Here is a 20054-nt window from a genome sequence, read left to right on the forward strand (position 1 = left end):
TTTTTGGCTACATTCATTTCATGAGTGTTTTGCATCGATTTCATCAACTACAACACAGCTACAGCGTGATGTATGACGGGTCTACGCAAACGATACCTTTTGCCCAACGTTATCACCGAATCCATCAGGTAACCATAAGGTAAAATAGGCAATAGCACAGATTAAAACGACAAAAGGCAGGGGCATTGTGCAGAGTTTTACACTGCAAAACTGCGCACAAAGGCACATAATTAACAATTAAAGCGTAAAAACTGCGATGTTATATAACGAAACAACCAAAACCCTGTCGGAATCAACTGATCAGGTTTTGGTTGTGTGTGAGAAAAACTAATGCGAAAACAAGGTTGGAATTAGATTATTTCAACTGAGAGGAGGAGCCTGGCTATTCACCCAACCAATCGGGCAAATCATTTAACCCCATCGCCTGGCGCACTAACTGCGGTTTTACACCCGGCAAATTATCTGCCAGTGTCAAGCCAATATCGCGTAACAGTTTTTTAGCCGGATGATCACCCGCAAACAATGAGCGGAAACCCTGCATGCTGGCAAGCATCATTGCGGCGCTGTGCTTACGGCGGCGTTCATAGCGGCGCAGATAAAGGTGCTGGCCGATATCTTTACCCTGACGCTGCAAGCGCCGGAGTTCAGACACCAGCTCGGCGGCATCCATAAAGCCCAGATTCACGCCCTGCCCGGCCAACGGATGCACGGTATGTGCGGCGTCGCCAACCAGAGCCAGCCGGTGTGCCGCGAAACTACGTGCATAACGCCCCATTAGCGGGAAAGTTTGGCGCTCGCTTTCAAGCTGGCATTGCCCCAGCCGCATATCAAATGCCATTCCCAGCTCGCGATTAAACTGCTCCGCGGGCAATGTGGCTAACTCGGCAGCGCGTTCAGGGGATAATGACCAGACAATCGTGCTAAGGTGCGGGTCGCTAAATGGCAAGAATGCCAGAATGCCATCACCGTGAAACACCTGCCGTGCCGTGGCCAGATGCGCCTCTTCTGTGCGAATCGTGGCCACCAGCGCATGATGGGCATAATCCCAAAATGTCAGTGGGATATCAGCATGTTGGCGTAACCAAGAGTTCGCGCCATCAGCCCCAATCACCAACCGGGCGCTGAGCATCCGGTCATCCGTCAGAGTGATAAATGCTTCACTTTCGCCCCAAGCCACCTGTTTGATACTGGCGGGCGCCAGCAAAGTCACATCAACCAATTGGCTGGCTCGCTGCCACAGCGCCTGCTGAATCACTTGGTTTTCAATAATATGCCCGAGATGGCTAAAACCATACTCATCGGCGTGGAAAGCAATTTTGCCAAAACTGTCCTGGTCCCACACTTCCATGCCGCTATAAGGGCTGGCGCGCAGCGCTAAGATGTTTTCCCACACACCAATTTTTTGCAGTAAGCGCTCACTGGCCGCATTGATCGCCGAAACACGAAGCGCCAGCTCACCGGTCACCGGCGCAGATAGCGGCTCGGGTACGGGCTGGTGTTCCAGAACAGCAATGCGCAGGCCACTGCCTTGTAAGCCGCAGGCCAGTGCCAAGCCGACCATTCCACCACCGGCGATTACCACGTCATATGATTGCATACTGCCGTATTCCCTTATGATATATGAACTTTATTTACCCTATAGATTTTTAGCGCTTAACCCATCCCAATGTCCGCCGGGCGAAAATATCACGTATAGGGGGCAGATGCTCCATCGACATCAAAGCAAGATTACGCCCCACCACCAGCGGCCCATAGCGGTTGGCAAACAGGCGGATTAATCCATCAGTGATGCCGATAGTCGCCTGTTGATCTTGTTGCCGCCGCTGTTGGTATTGGCTGAGTACTGCATAATCGCCGGGGTCTCTTCCCGCAAGGGCAGCTTGGGCAATAGTTTCAGCCAGTGACATCACATCGCGCAGCCCTAAATTAAAGCCCTGACCGGCAATCGGATGCAAAGTTTGAGCCGCATTGCCGACTAATGCCAGCCGATGGCTGACATGGCGCAAGGCGGTGAGCAATTGCAGTGGATAACTATGGCGCTTGCCGGCATGCAGCATTTTCCCTAGCCGCCAGCCGAAAGCCTGCTGTAGCTCGGACAGAAAACGGGTGTCATCCCAGCTATCCACCTGCTGTTTATTTTCTTTTGCATGGCACCAAACTAATGAACTGCGCCCTTGAGACATGGGCAGTAGCGCCAATGGCCCATGGCGGGTAAAGCGCTCAAAAGCACGCCCATTGGGCAATTCTGAGGTCGTGACATTGGCGATCACCGCGATTTGTTGGTAATCCTGCTGCTGCCACTGAATGTGACAGGCTTGAGCCAGTGCGGAATGAGAGCCATCCGCCGCCACCAACAGTTTAGCGCTGAGTTGTTGGCCATTATCCAATGTCACCGTGGCAGATTCTGTCGTGCGCACCACATCAACCACTTTTGCCGGGCAATGTAAGGTCACACCCGGCGCTTTCTGTAACAATGCAAATAGCCGATTGCCAGCATCAAACAGCTCAATGACCTGCCCCAGGGCCGGAACGCGATAATCTTGCGCCCGAAGATTCACAAAGCCGGAATGGCCGCTATCACTAACGTGAACATGTTCAATGGCGGTGGCACAGTCTGCCAATGCTGACCAGAGGCCAATGCTATCCAATTGCTGACAGGTCCCCTGCGCCAATGCAATGGCTCTGGCATCAAAACCCGGATGTTGGCGGCTGTCAGGAAGATGTGCTTCAATCAGCGCCACCGGTACCGCCCCTTTAGTGAGGGATGAAATAGCCAGCGCCAGTGTCGCGCCAGCCATACCGCCACCAACAATTATCACACTCATCAGTTATCTCGCTGCCGCCATCAGGGCTTCAATGTCATCGGGATCTTTTACCACACTGGCGGTCAGATTTTCGTTACCCGCCGCAGTAATCACGATGTCATCTTCAATCCGAATGCCAATACCGCGATATTGCGGCGGAACATCGGCATCTGGCGCGATATACAAGCCCGGCTCGATGGTCAGCACCATGCCCGGCTCAAGAATGCGCTCACGGTCACTGTTGCTGTAATCGCCGACATCATGCACATCCAGCCCCAGCCAGTGGCTCAAGCCGTGCATAAAGAAGGGACGGTGCGCTTGTTCAATAATCAGTTGCTCAACATCCCCTTTGAGGATGCCCAAATTCACCAAACCGGTAATCATAATCCGCACCACCTGGCTCGTGACTTCGCGGATGCTGGTCCCTGGCCGGTACAATTCCAGAGCTTTATTGATGGAAGCCAGCACGATGTCATAAATTTCCCGTTGTGCTGGGGTAAATTTACCGTTTACCGGGAAAGTTCGGGTGATATCACCGGCATAGCCCTGATATTCGCAACCGGCGTCAATCAGCACTAAATCGCCATCTCGCAGTTCGCACTCATTTTCGGTGTAATGCAAAATGCAGCCATTTTCACCGCCACCGACAATCGTGTTATACGCCGGATAACGCGCACCATGGCGAGTAAATTCATGCAGAATCTCCCCCTCCAATTGGTACTCAAACATCCCTGGGCGGCATCTTTCCATCGCGCGGGTATGGGCCAATGCGCTAATTTCACCGGCGCGGCGCATCACGGCAAGTTCTTCTTCTGACTTAAACAGGCGCATTTCATGCAACCATGGCCGCCAGTCAGTTAAGGTCGCGGGGGCGCGCAAGTTTTTACGAAAACCGTTACGCAATTTTTCCAGCGCGGCGAATACAATCTTATCCGCATAATCATATTGCCCTTGCGCGTGATAAATCACATCCAAGCGATTAAGCAGCAAATAGAGTTGCTCGTCGATTTCATCGAAAGGTAATGCGCGATCGATACCCAACTTCTCGGGCGCGGCCTCTTGCCCTAAACGGCGACCAAACCAGATTTCAGCGGTTAAATCCCGCACCCGGTTAAACAGCACGCTGTGGTTGTGAGTTTCATCGCTTTTCACCAGAATCAGCACCGCTTCCGGCTCATTAAAGCCGGTCAGATAACTAAAATCGCTATTCTGCCGATAAGGATATTCAGAATCCGCACTGCGCGTGGCCTCTGGTGCGGCAAAAATAATGGCAGCACTGCCCGAGGCCATCTTCGCCAACAGCGCCTGACGGCGGTTCTGGTATTCTTGCTGAGTCATTACACCCTCCTGAAATATCCGGTTTCCATCATTCAACACACGACACAGACCCGCTTAGTGTAATGTCGGCTTACGAACTTCCGGTGCAGTCGGTTTTTCTTGAGTAAATTCAATATGACACAAGATAGCCGCGACACGGACATACTCAATGACTTCTTCCAATGATTGAGCCAGTTCTTCCTGATCTTCATCGTCGTCATATCCTAACTGAGCAATATTACGCAAATCATCAATGGCTTCGCCCACTTCATCTTTCACTTGCGCCAACTTCGGTTGCAGCATCCCAAGACCTAGCAGGAAATGGTTTACCCAGCCGGATAATGCATCAGCACGGTCAAAAACAGTGATTTCTTCACCTTCAGGGATCAGCAACTGAAACATAAAACCTTCGTTTTCCAGCGCTTCTTGTGTTGCTTCATGTAACTGCTGTAACGGCAAACCAAGGGCTTGCGAAAAGGCGACACCCTCGTTGGTCAAGTCATGCACCAGTGCGCGCCAACCATCGTCTTTACTGCCCCCGCACAGCATGCCACTGATCAGGCCGTGCATTTCAGCAGGGGTTAATGCCACTGCTTGCTGGTTCAATGCCAGGGCAAGTGATTGGTAAGTCGGTAATGTATTCTCTATAGACATGCGTATTGGTCATCGTTGGCAGGATAAGTTCGTGTTATGCTACCACCAAGAAAGGTCGCTATACCAGAAAACGCAACACTCTATACCCTATAGATTTCAAGATGCAGGAAGGCAGCTAACACACCTACAACTTGAAATATGACGGGTATTAGGGGTTGAATCTTGGTATCGAGGTATATATAGTGACGCCCGCTTTGCCGCTACGAGCATTTTGCCTCTGGTTTTCAGGGCTGGCGCGAAATTAGTCAGGAAGGTCGCATGTCTGCACAACCGGTAGATATTCAAATTTTTGGTCGATCGTTAAGAGTGAACTGTCCGCCAGAACAACAAGATGCGTTGAACATGGCAGCCGAAGATCTTAACCAACGGTTGCAAGATCTGAAAGTTCGCACTAGAGTCACCAATACTGAGCAGTTAGTTTTCATCGCGGCATTGAACGTATGTCACGAATTAGCTCAGGAAAGGTTGAAAACCCGTGACTATGCATCCAATATGGAGCAACGTATTCGGATGTTACAACAGACCATTGAACAAGCGCTGCTTGAACAGGGCCGCATCTCTGAACGTCAAGATGCACAGTTTGAATAAATCTCTGTTGAATGATAGATTCAGCAGTGAGTAAAGAATTTCTCTGAGATGTTTGCCAGCGGGCCCGTCCCCTGAGCCGATAATTAATACCAACAGAATGTAGCGACTCCGTAACTGGTGCGCATGCTCGGTCCGCCGAGAAGCCTTAAGGTTGCGACGCTGCGTTCACCTTGAACCATGGGTTCAAGGGTTACAGCCTGCGGCGGCATCTCGGAGATCCCTTTCTTATCGTGTAACACGCATTTCGGTTATCACGTTCGTCTTAATACAGACAATTTTCTATTCATTTACCTCAATCGTGTGTTTCAAGCCGCTAGCATATTTTTATACCCTAAATAATTCGAGTTTCAGGAAGGCGGCAAGTGAGTGAGTCCCGGTGAACTTACATGAGTAAGTGATTCGGGTAATTGAGTGTAACCAACGCACATGCAGCCCGAAGTATGACGGGTATAAGTCAATAATATGATTTCAAATCAACAGCATGCCATTGAGCGAAAAAAAATCCGCAGTGAAATTCGTGAGCGTCGGCGTCTGTTGACTCCCGAACAACAGCAGCAATCCGCCACTCTCGCAGCTCAACAAATCGCTTCCCACGACAAAATCCAGCAAGCCAATACTATTGCCCTATTTCTGTCTTTTGATGGCGAGTTAGATACCGCCCCAGTTATCGAATTATTGTGGCAGCAGAAAAAACAGGTTTATCTCCCTATTCTTCATCCTTTCAGCCCCGGCCATTTACTGTTTCTCCACTATCGCCCTGATAGCCAGCTCATTCGTAATCGTTTGAAAATCCTGGAACCCCAATTAGATGTGCGCGACGTACTGCCGTTAAACCGATTAGACGTGGTGATAACCCCGCTGGTGGCATTTGATAGCCACGGGCAGCGTTTAGGTATGGGAGGTGGCTTCTATGACCGAACACTGCAAAACTGGCAGCAGGGTGGCCCCTATCCTATTGGTCTGGCCCATGATTGCCAGCGAGTCGAGCATTTGCCGAATGAACATTGGGATGTGCCGTTGCCAGAGATTGTGACACCGACCAAAGTATGGCAGTGGTGAGAGTTAACCTTTTGATATAAAAAAACACCCGATATCTGATAGATAGCGGGTGTTCAGTTATTCAATACAACTCTTATCAATAGAGCAAACGCGAACGGATAGTCCCTGGAATCGCCTTCATGGCCTGCAATGCTTTTTCTGCATTCTCTGCATCATCAGTTTCAACATCAATAACGACATAACCGATATCAGCACTGGTTTGCAAATACTGCGCCGCGATGTTGACGTTCTGCTCAGCAAAAATTTTGTTAATGCTGGTCAGAATACCGGGGCGATTCTCATGAATATGCAGCAGACGGCGGGTGTTATCACCATGAGCTGGCAGAGAAACTTCTGGGAAGTTAACCGCAGACAACGTTGAGCCGTTATCGGAATACTTCGCCAGTTTACCGGCCACTTCATCACCAATATTTTCCTGCGCTTCCTGAGTTGAACCACCGATATGCGGGGTCAATAACACATTATCAAACTCGCACAATGGTGAATTGAACGGGTCTTTATTGGTTGCTGGCTCTTCAGGGAAAACGTCGATTGCCGCCCCTGCCAGATGATTACTGGCCAATGCATCACACAGTGCCGGGATATCAACCACCGTCCCACGAGAAGCATTAATCAGCATCGCGCCCGGTTTCATCAGAGCCAATTGCTCAGGGCCAATCATATTCTTGGTGGAGTGATTTTCTGGCACATGCAAGCTAATCACATCACTCATATTCAGCAAATCAGACAGGTGGCGAACCTGCTGCGCATTCCCTAACGACAGTTTATTTTCAATATCATAGAAGAACACTTTCATCCCGACACTTTCAGCCAGAATACCGAGCTGAGTCCCGATATGACCATAGCCGATAATACCCAGCTTTTTGCCACGGGCTTCATAGGAGCCAACAGCCAGCTTATTCCACTCGCCACGGTGTGCTTTGGCGTTAGCGGATGGAATACCGCGGAACATTAGCAGTAACTCGCCCAGAACCATTTCAGCTACCGAACGGGTATTGGAGAAAGGTGCATTGAATACCGGCACACCACGTTTAGTCGCCGCTTTTAAATCAACCTGATTGGTACCGATACAGAAACAACCTACTGCAACCAACTTTTCTGCTGCAGCAAAGACTTCTTCGGACAGATGCGTACGCGATCGAATCCCAACGAAGTGAGCATCACGAATAGATTCTTTCAGTGATTCGGTGTCTAAGGCACCTTTATGATATTCAATATTGCTATAACCGGCTGCACGCAGATTATCAACCGTGCTCTGGTGCACCCCTTCCACTAACAGAAACTTAATTCTGTCTTTCTCCAGTGATACTTTTGCCATGTCCCCGACCCTATTTTCAGACTTCAGATGTGGCTGACGATATCGAATGAATCCGGTCAGCACCCAGTCAACATAACAAATATTTCGCGGGCGGCAATACAAACGATTGCCCCCCGTCAGCATAACAAGCAGTGCAAATGTTAATTTATGGAATAAAAAACTGGCGGAGACTGAGTTAATGGCAGGTTAAGAAAATGAAATGATTAAATGTGATATATATCACCAAATTTAATCATTTTAAGAAAAGAGTTTTAAAGGCACAATTTATCCGGGTGAAGCCAATAACCTCACCCTAAATAATATTCATTCAACTACTTGAGCACGACCGTCTTAACACCATCGATCATCTTAACACCATCGGCAGTACCAATCAGCGCCACATCAGCACCTCGGTTGGCAAATAACCCCACGGTGACCACACCGGCGATACCATTAATTTTATTTTCGAGCGCAATGGCATCCAATATAGTCAGGTTGTGCACATCCAAAATAACATTGCCATTATCCGTCAGGACATTTTGGCGATATTCAGGTAACCCGCCCAATTTCACCAGCTCGCGGGCAACATAAGAACGCGCCATCGGGATAACTTCGACCGGCAGTGGGAACTTACCCAAAACATCAACCTGTTTGGATGCGTCAGCAATACAGATGAATTTACGGGAAATGGCCGCAATGATTTTCTCGCGGGTCAGTGCTGCACCACCGCCTTTAATCATCTGCATTTGGCTGTTAATTTCATCCGCGCCATCGACATAAATATCCAGCACATCGACTTCATTGCAATCAAACACCTGAATACCATAGCTTTTCAGCTTAGCGGTAGAGGCATCAGAGCTGGAAACGGCCCCTTCAATTTGGCCTTTGATGGAGGCAAGGGCATCAATAAAATGTGCCGCAGTAGAGCCGGTGCCGACCCCAACGATAGTGCCGGGTTTGACATAATCTAATGCTGCCCAGCCCACTGCTTTTTTAAGTTCATCCTGAGTCATGGTAAGTTCACGCCTTGATGTGAAAGAAAACCTGACGTCATTATAGAGCATATATATGATAAAACATCGCAATAAAGCCGGCTCATGTCGGCGGTAATTCTAGCTGGATCACAGTTACGCCGGTTTATTTGTGGCGAGCCATCCGGTATTCCAACATAGAAAAATGAACAAAATGTGGCATAGTGCGGTATTAACTTAAATATTTGGAGAGATGACTCCGATGAAACGCCCAGACTACCGTACGCTACAAGCGCTGGACGCGGTGATCCGTGAACGCGGTTTTGAACGCGCGGCACAAAAACTCTGCATCACCCAATCGGCGGTATCTCAACGCATTAAGCAGTTGGAAAATCTGTTCGGTCAGCCGCTATTGGTACGCACCGTGCCCCCTCGCCCAACTGAGCAAGGGCAGAAACTGCTCGCCTTACTGCATCAGGTTGAACTGCTGGAAGAAGAGTGGCTCGGCAATGATAATGGCGGCGACACCCCGCTGTTGCTGTCATTGGCGGTCAATGCCGACAGTCTGGCAACCTGGCTGCTGCCGGCGCTAAAACCGGTGTTGGCAGACTCCCCTATCCGGCTGAATTTACAAGTTGAAGATGAAACCCGCACTCAAGAGCGGTTACGCCGTGGCGAGGTGGTGGGCGCGGTCAGTATCCAGCCTCAACCGCTACCAAGCTGCCTGGTTGATCAGCTCGGCGCACTGGATTATCTGTTTGTGGCGTCAAAACCCTTTGCCGATCGCTACTTTCCCAATGGCGTGACCCGCTCGGCATTGCTGAAAGCACCTGCCGTGGCCTTTGACCATTTGGATGATATGCATCAGGCATTTTTACAGCAGAATTTCGATTTGTCGCCCGGCAGTGTGCCGTGCCATATTGTTAACTCGTCGGAAGCTTTTGTACAGTTAGCAAGGCAAGGCACCACCTGCTGTATGATCCCGCATTTGCAAATCGAAAAAGAGTTGGCATCCGGTGAATTAATTGACCTAACGCCGGGGTTATTGCAACGGCGGATGCTGTACTGGCATCGATTTGCACCAGAAAGCCGGACAATGAGAAAGGTAACTGATGCCCTGTTATCTCACGGGCATCAGGTATTACGGCAAGATTAGCTTATTTGACGGCAGCTGCGGGCGTGTTGGCGCTGGTTTTCAGCTCAAACACGACATCAACTTGATCATCAAAATGGATGGTTTGTTGCTCATAAGTTTGGGCTGCATCATTGGCTGGTGCGGCATCAGCACTCTTGAACATACGCGCTACCGGCATTGGCTGGTAGTTAGCGGCACGGTAACGAATACTGTATACCGGCCCCAATTTAACCTTAAATCCATCAGCCAAAGCGCCAGCCTGGCTAATGGCATTCTCGATGGCTTTTTGACGAACCTGTTCACGATAAGTGTCCGGGTTAGCAACACCAAGCTCGACGGAGTGAATTTCATTAAGGCCCGATTTGAGTGCGCCATCCAGTAACTCATTCAACTTATCCAACTGGCGCAGTGTCACTTGAACCTGACGTACCGCACGGTAGCCTTTCAATACGGCTTCACCGGTTTTCTGATAATCATATTCAGCTTGAGTCCGGATATTAGCCGCATTGATATCTTTTTTCTCAATGCCACTCTTACGCAGGAAATCAAAATATTGTGCGACGCGGGTATCTGCCTGTTTCTTAGCCTCAGCGGCATCTTTGGCAGAGACACTCACTTCGATGGTAATGGTGGCAATATCTGGAGCCGCATCAACACTGGCGGTTCCCGAGGTGACAACATGCGGCCCTTCTGGTAGTTCGGCCGCCTGAACTTGCAGCGCCAAAGGTAACGTCCCTAATCCCATCATTGCGGCCAAAGCCAATGTCTTTAACTTCACAGAGCCTCCTAAGATAATCATAATAAAACTATGCACTAAATAATTCGAGTTGCATGAAGGCGGCAACTGAGCGAGTCCCCAGGAGCTTACACAAGTCAGTGACTGGGGTGAACGAAGGCAGCCAACACACATGCAGCTTGAAGTATGACGGGTATAAGACAACCGTAGCATATCTTACTAAATTAGGGATTCGGATTAATGATAAAAACTTACAGACTCATTCCCTGCCGTGCTAACTGAAAAGCAATAAACCACATCACGCTCCCCACAAGTAGATTGATGACCCGCTGTGAAGTTGGGCGGTTAAGCCATGGCGATAACCACGCGGCCAGCAACGCCAGAGCAAAAAACCAGGTTACAGAGGCGCTCACGGCACCAAAAGCAAACCACGGCCGAACATCCGGTAATAGCTGGCCCCCTAAGCTCCCCAGCACCACAAAAGTATCCAGATAAACATGCGGGTTAAGCCAGGTCACCGCCAATAACGTGACCAGAATGCGCCAGCGCCCTTGCGCACCTGCGGCAACAGTTGATGACGAGCTATCGCCACGCCATGCAGCCATTAATGCCCCCCAACCGTACCACAACAGAAATGCCACGCCGCCCCAAGTCACCAGAGCCAGTAGCAATGGAGAACGGTTCAGTAAAGCACTGCCACCAAAAATACCAGCACAAATCAATATGATGTCACTGAGGGCGCACAACGCGGCACTCATCAAATGGTGCTGCCGCTTAATGCCCTGATTCATCACAAAGGCATTTTGTGGCCCGAGGGGGAGGATCATGGCCGCACTCAGGGCAAAGCCTTGCAAATAGACAGCTAACATACTGTTACCTTTAAATAATACTCAAAACAAACTGAGAGAATTGTTGAAGAATTAGCAGCATATTACGGGGAGATAACCATCAGAGGAAATTGATATTTCTTATCTACTATAAGTAAGTCTAATAATTAATAAACAAAAGCTCGCACGGGAAAAGAAGATAAGAAAAACGGGCCAATAATAGCCCGTTTTGACTGGGTTTACTGCTATCAGGTTTTATGCTGTCGGAGCAGATTCTGCTTTATCAACCTGATGCAAATGCACATCCATCTGCGGGTAAGGAATGCCAATTTTGTGGGCATCCAACGCGCGTTTGAAGTTCTCCATCAGATCCCAATAAACGTCCATGGCATCGCCGTTGGTGGTCCAGACGCGCACGGTAAAGTTTAATGACGAAGCCGCCATCTCATTCAAACGCACGGTAACCCCTTTGTCATGCATGATGCGGGAATCGGCTGCAATGATGTCACCCAGCACTTTCTTCACCACATCAATATCAGCATCATAGGCCACACCAATAACCATATCAGTACGGCGATTGGGCTCACGGCTGGTGTTGATAATGTTGTTGGCGATAATTTTACCATTCGGTACAACAATAATTTTGTCATCGACAGTGCGCAACGTGGTTGAGAAAATCTGCACCTGCACCACAGTACCGGCTACACCGCCCAGATCGACATATTCACCCGCTTTAAATGGTCGGAAGGCCACCAGTAACACGCCAGCGGCAAAGTTGGACAGTGAGCCTTGCAGCGCCAAACCGACCGCTAAACCGGCGGCACCAATAACCGCAATCACCGAGGCAGTTTGTACCCCAAGGCGCCCCAACACCGCGACGATAGTAAAAGCCAGAATACTGTAGCGCGCCATTGCCGCCAGGAAATCTGCTACGGTGAGATCAATACCCCGTAACTTCATTACCCGACTGAGCATGCCGGAAACCACTTTGGCAATAATCGAACCGACAATCAGGGTCAGTAACGCCGCGACAATATTGACCGCATATTGAATCAGTAATTCCTGATTATTCACCAACCAGCTACTCGCTTCATTGATACCATCAACTACGTTTAATTCGTCCATTTAAACCATCCTACAAATAGCTCCCTGCGGGAGAAATTACGCCAAAAGTGCTGCCCTGTGCTGACTGATACAGCGGGCAGTCCGTTTAGGGTAACCAACAATGGAGAATGTTGCCAATTTTGGCAGTCCCGTAAAGCCAACAATAACGACTATAGAGTCGGTAGCAGCAGCTAAAAAAACAGCTCACTAACAACGAAAAAAGGCCCTTTCGGGCCTTTTAAAACAGTCAAAATAAGACTGAATTACAGTACGTCGATTGCGTTCAGTTCTTTGAATGCCAGCTCTAGACGGGCAATCATTGAAACCTGCGCTGAGCGCAGCCATACGCGAGGATCGTAGTATTTTTTGTTCGGTTTATCAGCACCTTCTGGGTTACCCAGTTGGCCTTGCAGATAGCCTTCATTCTTTTTGTAGTAATCCAGAATACCTTCCCATGTTGCCCATTGGGTATCGGTGTCGATATTCATCTTCACTACGCCGTAGCTGACTGCTTCTTTGATTTCAGCAGCAGTAGAACCTGAACCGCCGTGGAACACGAAGTCCAGGCTGTTGTGCGGCAGATTGTGTTTCTTAGAAACATAATCCTGAGAATCACGCAGAATAGTCGGGGTCAGTTTCACGTTACCTGGTTTGTAAACACCGTGCACGTTACCGAAAGAAGCGGCGATAGTGAAACGCGGGCTGATTGCGTTCAATTTTTCGTAAGCGTAATCAACGTCTTGCGGCTGAGTGTACAGAGAAGATGCATCCATATGGCTGTTGTCTACGCCATCTTCTTCACCACCGGTGCAACCCAGTTCGATTTCCAGCGTCATACCCAGTTTTGACATACGAGTCAGGTACTTACTACAGATTTCGATGTTTTCTTCCAGGGACTCTTCAGACAGGTCAATCATGTGAGAAGAGAACAGTGGTTTGCCGGTTGCCGCGAAGTGTTTCTCGCCTGCATCCAACAAACCGTCTAACCATGGCAACAATTTCTTAGCACAATGGTCGGTATGCAGAATAACCGGAACACCGTAGTGTTCAGCCATCTGATGCACATGGTGCGCACCAGAGATAGCGCCCAAGATTGCCGCGCCTTGTGGCACGTCAGTCTTCACGCCTTTACCTGCGATAAATGCTGCACCACCGTTAGAGAACTGAACGATAACCGGCGCACGCACTTTAGCTGCTGTTTCCAGCACTGCGTTGATAGAGTCGGTGCCGACACAGTTTACTGCTGGCAGAGCAAAGTTGTTTTCTTTTGCTATTGCGAACACTTTCTGAACGTCATCACCTGTGATGACACCTGGTTTTACGAAATCAAAAATTTTAGACATGTACGTTGTCCTGTTTCGTCGACTGAAGATAGCAGCTATCCGGGGGGATAGGCCCTAAATGTAAATCGGTTTTCGCCAACCTAAAGCCCGCAAGCTTTATTAGCTTGGCTAAAAGCGAAACGGGCGGCTCTCACCCCCCGTTATCTAAATTACTGCTTAGCGCGCTCTTCCAACATCACAACCGCTGGCAGTTTTTTCCCTTCTACGAACTCAAGGAAAGCACCGCCGCCAGTGGAGATATAGGAGATTTGGTCAGCAATACCGAACAAGTCGATGGCTGCCAGAGTGTCGCCGCCGCCCGCGATTGAGAATGCTTCGCTCTCTGCGATGGCGCGAGCCACGATTTCGGTCCCTTTACGGAAGTTAGGGAACTCGAACACACCAACCGGACCATTCCACAGAATGGTTTTGGCGTTTTTCAGGATCTCTGCCAGACGTTCTGCTGATACGTCGCCCAGATCCAGAATTTGCTCATCATCTTTGATCTGATCAGCTGGCTTCAGTGTTGCAGCCGCCGTTTCAGAGAATTCAGTGGCAACACGAACATCAGTAGGAACGGGGATATCACAAGTTTCCAGTAGACGTTTAGCTTCTGGAATCAGGTCTGCTTCGTACAGAGATTTACCGACATTGTGGCCTTGAGCTGCCACGAAGGTATTCGCGATACCGCCACCAACAATCAATTGGTCGGCAATTTTAGACAGCGCACCCAGCACGGTCAGTTTGGTTGAAACTTTTGAACCGCCGACGATAGCAACCATTGGACGCGCTGGGTTACCCAGTGCTTTACCCAAGGCTTCCAACTCTGCTGACAACAGCGGGCCAGCACACGCGATAGGAGCAAATTTACCGACACCGTGAGTAGAAGCTTGTGCACGGTGAGCGGTACCAAAAGCATCCATCACATACACATCACACAGTGCGGCATATTTTTTGGACAGAGTTTCGTCGTCTTTTTTCTCGCCTTTGTTAAAGCGAACGTTTTCCAGAACAACTAACTCGCCAGCTGCAATTTCAACGCCGTCCAGATAATCTTTCGCCAAACGTACCGGAGCAGACAATTTGTCTTTCAGGTAGTTAACGACGGGAAGCAAGGAGAACTCTTCATTGTACTCGCCTTCGGTCGGACGACCCAGGTGAGAGGTAACCATTACTTTAGCGCCTTGCTTCAGTGCCGCTTCAATTGTCGGCAGAGATGCACGGATACGCGCATCAGAAGTCACTTTGCCATCTTTTACCGGAACATTGAGGTCCGCACGGATCAGCACGCGTTTGCCAGCTAGATCCAGATCGGTCATCTTAATTACAGACATGGTGAATCCTCTTGTTGATTCTCTTTAAAGTTGCATAAGCTGCACATCAACGCTGATATAACCGCAGTAAATCACGGAAAAACAATGCGTTAGCATGCCATACTAGAAACCGCTTTTGGCCATCGCCAATGTCGTATCCAACATTCTATTGGCGAAACCCCATTCGTTATCGCACCATACCAACGTCTTAATCAGGTGTTGCCCGCTGACTCGCGTTTGTGTGCAATCGACAATTGCACTGTGCGGATCATGGTTAAAATCGGTCGATACCAATGGTAATTCCGTATAGTCAACTATACCACGAAATGAGCCTCTTGCTGCCTTTTGCAAAAGCTGGTTAACCTCAGCCACACCAACCGGGCTTGTTACGCTGACGCTTAAATCTATAGCCGTTACGTTGATAGTTGGCACCCGCACCGAGATAGCTTCAAACCTGTCGCAAAACTTCGGAAAAATACGGGTAATCCCTGCTGCCAGTTTGGTATCCACCGGGATAATTGACTGGCTTGCTGCCCGGGTACGGCGTAAATCTTGATGATAAGCATCAATAACGGGCTGGTCATTCATTGATGAATGAATGGTGGTGACAGTGCCGGATTCGATACCATAAGCGATATCCAACAACTGAATAATAGGAATAATACAGTTCGTGGTACAGGACGCGTTGGAAACAATTCGGTGATCTGCCCGTAAATCTTGATGGTTAACACCATAAACCACCGTAGCATCCAAATCATGTCCACCGGGATGGGCAAACAGCACCTTTTTGGCACCGGAGGTTAAATGCGCCTCGCCATCTGCACGGCTACCATAAACGCCGCTACAATCCAGAACCACATCAATTCCTAACTCACCCCAAGGTAACTGCCCAATCTCTGGCTGATGTATCAACCGGATAGTATCGTCCCCGACGTATAATTTGTCACATTCCTGACGAACATCCCAGGCAAACCGGCCATGGCTGGAGTCATACTTCAACAGATGGGCCATCCCCTCTGCATTAGCCAGCTCATTAATTGCAACGACTGAAATCTCTGCCCGGCGACCAGATTCATATAATGCGCGTAAAACGCTACGGCCAATACGGCCAAAGCCATTTATCGCTATACGGATTGTCATGTTGCTCCCTGTTTCTGGTTATTATCATGCAACCCCATAGCGTACTGCAGCGCACCCTAAGATGTTAATCGTCTTATCACAATTCAGCCAGAATACTTCCGGCTTTTTCCTCAGCGAAATTGGCTGAAATGGAAAGTGAATCATGACTGAAACGCTTCAGCCAGAATAAACCAAACGAATCACAAAAGGAATATCTGCCTGATAAAGGGCACAATTCATCCATCAATTGGCGAAAAAAAAGACCGCCGAAGCGGTCTTTTAACAGCTGCATTACCGAGCTTCTCATCACCCTTTACAGTGATTTATAGCCTTGATAACGTCATGCCGTTTTAACAAAAAATTACTTCAATAACGCCTGAGCTTTCGCCACCACGTTTTCTACGGTGAAACCAAACTCTTTGAACAGCAATTCAGCCGGAGCAGACTCACCAAAGGTGTGCATACCCACGACTGCGCCATTCAGCCCGACGTATTTGTACCAGTAATCAGCAATACCGGCTTCAACGGCAACGCGCGCGCTGACAGCAGATGGCAATACAGACTCACGGTAAGCTGCGTCTTGTTTGTCGAATGCATCGGTCGATGGCATAGACACAACACGCACTTTGCGGCCAGCAGCCGTCAGTTGATCAGCAGCTGCAACCGCCAATTCAACTTCAGAACCGGTCGCGATAAAGATCAGTTCAGGAAGGCCAGCACAATCTTTCAGCACATAAGCGCCTTTAGAGATATTGGCTAACTGCTCAGCAGTACGTGGCTGTTGTGCCAGGTTTTGGCGGGAGAAGATCAGTGCGCTTGGGCCGTCTTTACGTTCCAATGCATACTGCCATGCCACCGCAGATTCAACCTGGTCACATGGGCGCCAGGTGCTCATATTTGGAGTCACACGCAAGCTGGCCATCTGCTCAACTGGCTGATGGGTTGGGCCATCTTCACCTAAGCCGATAGAGTCATGGGTGTAAACGAAGATGCTGCGAATTTTCATCAGCGCAGCCATGCGCACTGCGTTACGGGCATATTCCACAAACATCAGGAAAGTTGCGCCGTAAGGGATGAAACCGCCGTGCAAAGCGATGCCGTTCATGATGGCAGACATACCAAATTCACGTACACCATAGTGAATATAGTTACCCGCGAGATCTTCGCTCAGAGATTTGGAGCCAGACCAGATAGTCAGGTTACTTGGTGCCAGATCAGCAGAGCCGCCCAAGAATTCAGGTAACACTTTACCGAAAGCTTCCAGCGAGTTTTGCGAGGCTTTACGGCTGGCAATATTCGCCGGGTTAGCTTGCAGCTGTTCGATGAATTTCTTGGATTCAGTTGCCCAGTTAGCTGGCAGCTCACCACTGATGCGGCGTTTGAATTCAGCAGCCAGTTCCGGATACGCTTTAGCGTATGCAGCGAACTTCTCATTCCAAGCAGCTTCTTTAGCTTTACCTGCTTCTTTGGCATCCCACGCGGCATAGATATCCTGTGGAATTTCGAATGCTGCGTATTTCCAGCCCAATGCTTCACGGGTCGCGGCAACTTCATCAACACCTAATGGTGCGCCGTGTGAATCATGGGTGCCGGCTTTCTTCGGTGAACCAAAACCGATAATGGTTTTACACATCAGCAAAGATGGTTTGTCGGTCACTTTGTGAGCTTCTTCGATGGCCGCTTTGATGGAGTCAGCGTTATGACCATCAACACCACGAACGACATGCCAGCCATAAGCTTCGAAACGCGCCGCAGTATCATCAGTAAACCAGCCTTCAACATGGCCGTCGATGGAGATGCCGTTGTCATCATAGAAAGCCGTCAATTTGCCCAGCTTCATGGTACCCGCCAGAGAGCAAACTTCGTGAGAAATGCCTTCCATCATGCAACCGTCGCCCATAAAGGCGTAAGTGTGGTGATCAACAATCTCATGGTTCGGGCGGTTAAACTGCGCGCCCAGCGTGCGTTCTGCAATCGCAAAACCAACTGCGTTGGCAATGCCCTGACCCAATGGGCCAGTAGTGGTTTCTACGCCAGCGGTGTAGCCATATTCTGGGTGACCTGGCGTTTTAGAGTGCAACTGGCGAAAGTTTTTCAGTTCTTCCAGCGGCAGATCATAGCCAGTGAGGTGCAGCAGGCTATAGATCAACATGGAGCCGTGACCATTCGACAAGACGAAACGGTCGCGATCAGCCCAGTGTGGATTAGTTGGATTATGGTTCAGGTAATCGCGCCACAGAACTTCGGCAATATCTGCCATACCCATAGGGGCGCCGGGGTGGCCGGAATTCGCTTTTTGCACTGCGTCCATGCTTAGTGCGCGGATCGCGTTGGCAAGCTCTTTACGAGAGGACATGTTTTACTCCAGGTCGGATTAAAAAAAGCGTTCAAGTTTACCATTTTCTCAGACTCAACATTGAAACGGCAACCACTAAAACCACAATGAGCAATAACTTCCATACTAATGACGAATGGAGTCTGCTGATTTTCAGAATAAAGCTATAGCTCTGACGCCAATAGCGCATTAATCTCCGCTATCCATTGTCAATCAGGCCATATATCACCAGTGCTGCCCAGAGTAGTAGAAGCGGCGCTGATGCAATAGCTATTAATGCAATTGATGTAATGTAACAATAAAAGCCCCATAACCACAGGAAGAAAGTGTTATGAAAATGCGTACCTCAATGATTGCCCTGAGCCTGACGGCATTACTTAGTGGCTGCCAGAATATAAATACCGATGGTTTGATGCAATCCGGTGCCCAGGCTTTCCAGGCTGCAACCCTGAGTGATGCTGATGTAAAAAACCTCAGTGAAAAATCTTGTGTGGAAATGGATCAAAAAGCCCAGATAGCCTCTGCTGATAGTGCCTACGGTAAACGCCTGGCAAAAATCTCAGCGGCATTGGGTGATAATATCAATGGCACGCCAGCTAACTATAAGGTTTACGTCACAAAAGATGTCAATGCTTGGGCGATGGCCAATGGTTGTATTCGTGTTTACAGCGGCTTAATGGACATGATGACCGACAATGAAGTGGAAGGCGTGCTCGGCCATGAGATGGGCCATGTGGCATTAGGACATACCCGCAAAGCCATGCAAGTGGCCTATGGCACCACCGCCCTACGGACTGCCGCCGCATCTGCCGGTGGGGTTGCCGGGCAACTTTCCCAGTCTCAGTTAGCTGATATTGGTCAGAAACTGGTGAATGCCCAGTTCTCACAAAAACAAGAAAGTGAAGCAGATGATTACTCATTCGACCTGCTGAAAAAGCGCGGTATCGATCCTAACGGTTTGGTCACCAGCTTCGAAAAACTGGCTACCATGGAAGCCGGCCGCACCAGCAGTATGTTTGACGATCACCCGTCCTCACAGGCTCGCGCCGACCATATCCGCCAGCGCATCGCCGCCGAGAAATAATAATATTTTATTAGTGTAAGCGCCCCATAACAGGGGCGTTATGACTTATTCCACCGTCAGATTAACCTCAATCTGATCACCATTGACTCGCACCGGGTAAATGTTCAAATCCCGATCCCCCGGCTCACGTAAGCATTGCCCGGTTCGGATATCAAATAGTGCGCCATGTAATGGGCACTCAACTGTGTCTCCGTCCATAAAACCTTGACTTAACAAAGCATTGGCGTGGGGGCAAACATCCTCCATTGCAAAATACTCACCATCAATGACATAAACGCCAATCCTTTTATCATCTACTTGAGCTGAGAAAGGAAAGTCCGGTTTGACATAATTTACCTTACAAACACTGACCCATCCCATGAAAGCACCTCGCAGATTATCGTCAGAAA

Annotated in this window: 19 protein-coding genes and 1 other RNA gene; 5 read left to right on the forward strand and 15 right to left on the reverse strand. The window is 49.2% G+C overall.

Features of this window, described 5'->3' with window-relative positions:
* Positions 1–382 precede the first annotated feature (382 nt).
* The 4 genes from ubiI to FTA91_RS11725 are packed head-to-tail and all read right to left on the reverse strand — an operon-like array spanning position 383 to position 4775.
* Positions 383–1597, reverse strand: a complete 1215-nt coding sequence (gene ubiI, locus FTA91_RS11710; RefSeq protein ID WP_145535794.1) for an FAD-dependent 2-octaprenylphenol hydroxylase — start codon at positions 1595–1597, stop codon at positions 383–385.
* A 49-nt stretch (positions 1598–1646) separates the two neighbouring features.
* Positions 1647–2825: a 2-octaprenyl-6-methoxyphenyl hydroxylase gene (ubiH, locus tag FTA91_RS11715; RefSeq protein WP_050113780.1), complete on the reverse strand. Its 1179-nt coding sequence runs from the start codon at positions 2823–2825 to the stop codon at positions 1647–1649.
* 3 nt (positions 2826–2828) lie between these two features.
* Positions 2829–4142 (reverse strand): Xaa-Pro aminopeptidase, encoded by a 1314-nt coding sequence (gene pepP, locus FTA91_RS11720; RefSeq protein WP_050113778.1) that lies wholly within the window; start codon positions 4140–4142, stop codon positions 2829–2831.
* Positions 4143–4196: 54 nt separating this feature from the next.
* A complete protein-coding gene (locus FTA91_RS11725; protein ID WP_050113776.1) occupies positions 4197–4775 on the reverse strand; it encodes a YecA/YgfB family protein in 579 nt (192 codons plus the stop codon).
* 258 nt (positions 4776–5033) lie between these two features.
* Here FTA91_RS11725 and zapA point away from each other — a divergent pair, with 258 nt between their 5' ends.
* The 3 genes from zapA (at position 5034) to FTA91_RS11740 (ending at position 6422) form a co-directional block, all read left to right on the forward strand.
* Complete coding sequence (gene zapA, locus FTA91_RS11730; RefSeq protein ID WP_004706812.1) at positions 5034–5363, forward strand: cell division protein ZapA; 330 nt, start codon at positions 5034–5036, stop codon at positions 5361–5363.
* Between the two features lie 37 nt (positions 5364–5400).
* Positions 5401–5584, forward strand: a non-coding RNA gene (gene ssrS, locus FTA91_RS11735) — 6S RNA.
* A gap of 241 nt (positions 5585–5825) precedes the next feature.
* On the forward strand, positions 5826–6422 hold the full coding sequence (locus FTA91_RS11740) for a 5-formyltetrahydrofolate cyclo-ligase (RefSeq protein ID WP_050113775.1): 597 nt from the start codon (positions 5826–5828) through the stop codon (positions 6420–6422).
* A gap of 76 nt (positions 6423–6498) precedes the next feature.
* Here the strand turns inward: FTA91_RS11740 and serA are convergent, their stop codons facing one another.
* Both serA and rpiA read right to left on the reverse strand, forming a co-directional pair.
* Entirely contained in the window at positions 6499–7740 is a 1242-nt protein-coding gene (gene serA, locus FTA91_RS11745; RefSeq protein WP_050113774.1) for a phosphoglycerate dehydrogenase, read from the reverse strand.
* Positions 7741–8051: 311 nt separating this feature from the next.
* The gene (rpiA, locus tag FTA91_RS11750; RefSeq protein WP_050113773.1) at positions 8052–8732 is read right to left on the reverse strand and encodes a ribose-5-phosphate isomerase RpiA; all 681 of its coding nucleotides are present in this window, start codon (positions 8730–8732) and stop codon (positions 8052–8054) included.
* 220 nt (positions 8733–8952) lie between these two features.
* On the opposite strand from rpiA, the gene FTA91_RS11755 reads away from it, so the two are divergent.
* Positions 8953–9846, forward strand: coding sequence for a LysR family transcriptional regulator ArgP (locus FTA91_RS11755; RefSeq protein WP_038631041.1), 894 nt, complete (start codon positions 8953–8955; stop codon positions 9844–9846).
* 1 nt (position 9847) lies between these two features.
* Here FTA91_RS11755 and FTA91_RS11760 read toward each other — a convergent pair whose 3' ends face one another.
* From FTA91_RS11760 to tkt, 8 genes are all read right to left on the reverse strand, one after another.
* Entirely contained in the window at positions 9848–10603 is a 756-nt protein-coding gene (locus FTA91_RS11760; protein ID WP_050113772.1) for an oxidative stress defense protein, read from the reverse strand.
* Positions 10604–10812: 209 nt separating this feature from the next.
* A complete protein-coding gene (argO, locus tag FTA91_RS11765) occupies positions 10813–11430 on the reverse strand; it encodes an arginine exporter ArgO (RefSeq protein WP_050113771.1) in 618 nt (205 codons plus the stop codon).
* Between the two features lie 213 nt (positions 11431–11643).
* Complete coding sequence (gene mscS / locus FTA91_RS11770) at positions 11644–12513, reverse strand: small-conductance mechanosensitive channel MscS (RefSeq protein WP_050113770.1); 870 nt, start codon at positions 12511–12513, stop codon at positions 11644–11646.
* Positions 12514–12755: 242 nt separating this feature from the next.
* The gene (gene fbaA, locus FTA91_RS11775; protein WP_004390991.1) at positions 12756–13835 is read right to left on the reverse strand and encodes a class II fructose-bisphosphate aldolase; all 1080 of its coding nucleotides are present in this window, start codon (positions 13833–13835) and stop codon (positions 12756–12758) included.
* Between the two features lie 149 nt (positions 13836–13984).
* Positions 13985–15148: a phosphoglycerate kinase gene (gene pgk, locus FTA91_RS11780; RefSeq protein ID WP_032815224.1), complete on the reverse strand. Its 1164-nt coding sequence runs from the start codon at positions 15146–15148 to the stop codon at positions 13985–13987.
* A 102-nt stretch (positions 15149–15250) separates the two neighbouring features.
* Positions 15251–16267: an erythrose-4-phosphate dehydrogenase gene (gene epd / locus FTA91_RS11785; protein ID WP_050113769.1), complete on the reverse strand. Its 1017-nt coding sequence runs from the start codon at positions 16265–16267 to the stop codon at positions 15251–15253.
* Positions 16268–16343: 76 nt separating this feature from the next.
* Positions 16344–16538 (reverse strand): hypothetical protein, encoded by a 195-nt coding sequence (locus FTA91_RS11790; protein ID WP_050113768.1) that lies wholly within the window; start codon positions 16536–16538, stop codon positions 16344–16346.
* Positions 16539–16607: 69 nt separating this feature from the next.
* Positions 16608–18602 carry a transketolase gene (gene tkt / locus FTA91_RS11795; RefSeq protein WP_050113767.1) on the reverse strand — a complete coding sequence of 665 codons (1995 nt, stop codon included), beginning with the start codon at positions 18600–18602 and terminating at the stop codon, positions 16608–16610.
* Positions 18603–18912: 310 nt separating this feature from the next.
* Between tkt and loiP the strand changes: the two genes are divergently transcribed.
* Entirely contained in the window at positions 18913–19665 is a 753-nt protein-coding gene (gene loiP / locus FTA91_RS11800; RefSeq protein WP_004390996.1) for a metalloprotease LoiP, read from the forward strand.
* Between the two features lie 45 nt (positions 19666–19710).
* On the opposite strand, the gene FTA91_RS11805 is transcribed toward loiP, so the two are convergent.
* A complete protein-coding gene (locus tag FTA91_RS11805) occupies positions 19711–20025 on the reverse strand; it encodes a non-heme iron oxygenase ferredoxin subunit (protein ID WP_050113766.1) in 315 nt (104 codons plus the stop codon).
* Positions 20026–20054: the final 29 nt, after the last annotated feature.

It is taken from the genome of Yersinia thracica, assembly GCF_902170565.1.
Lineage (GTDB): Bacteria > Pseudomonadota > Gammaproteobacteria > Enterobacterales > Enterobacteriaceae > Yersinia > Yersinia thracica.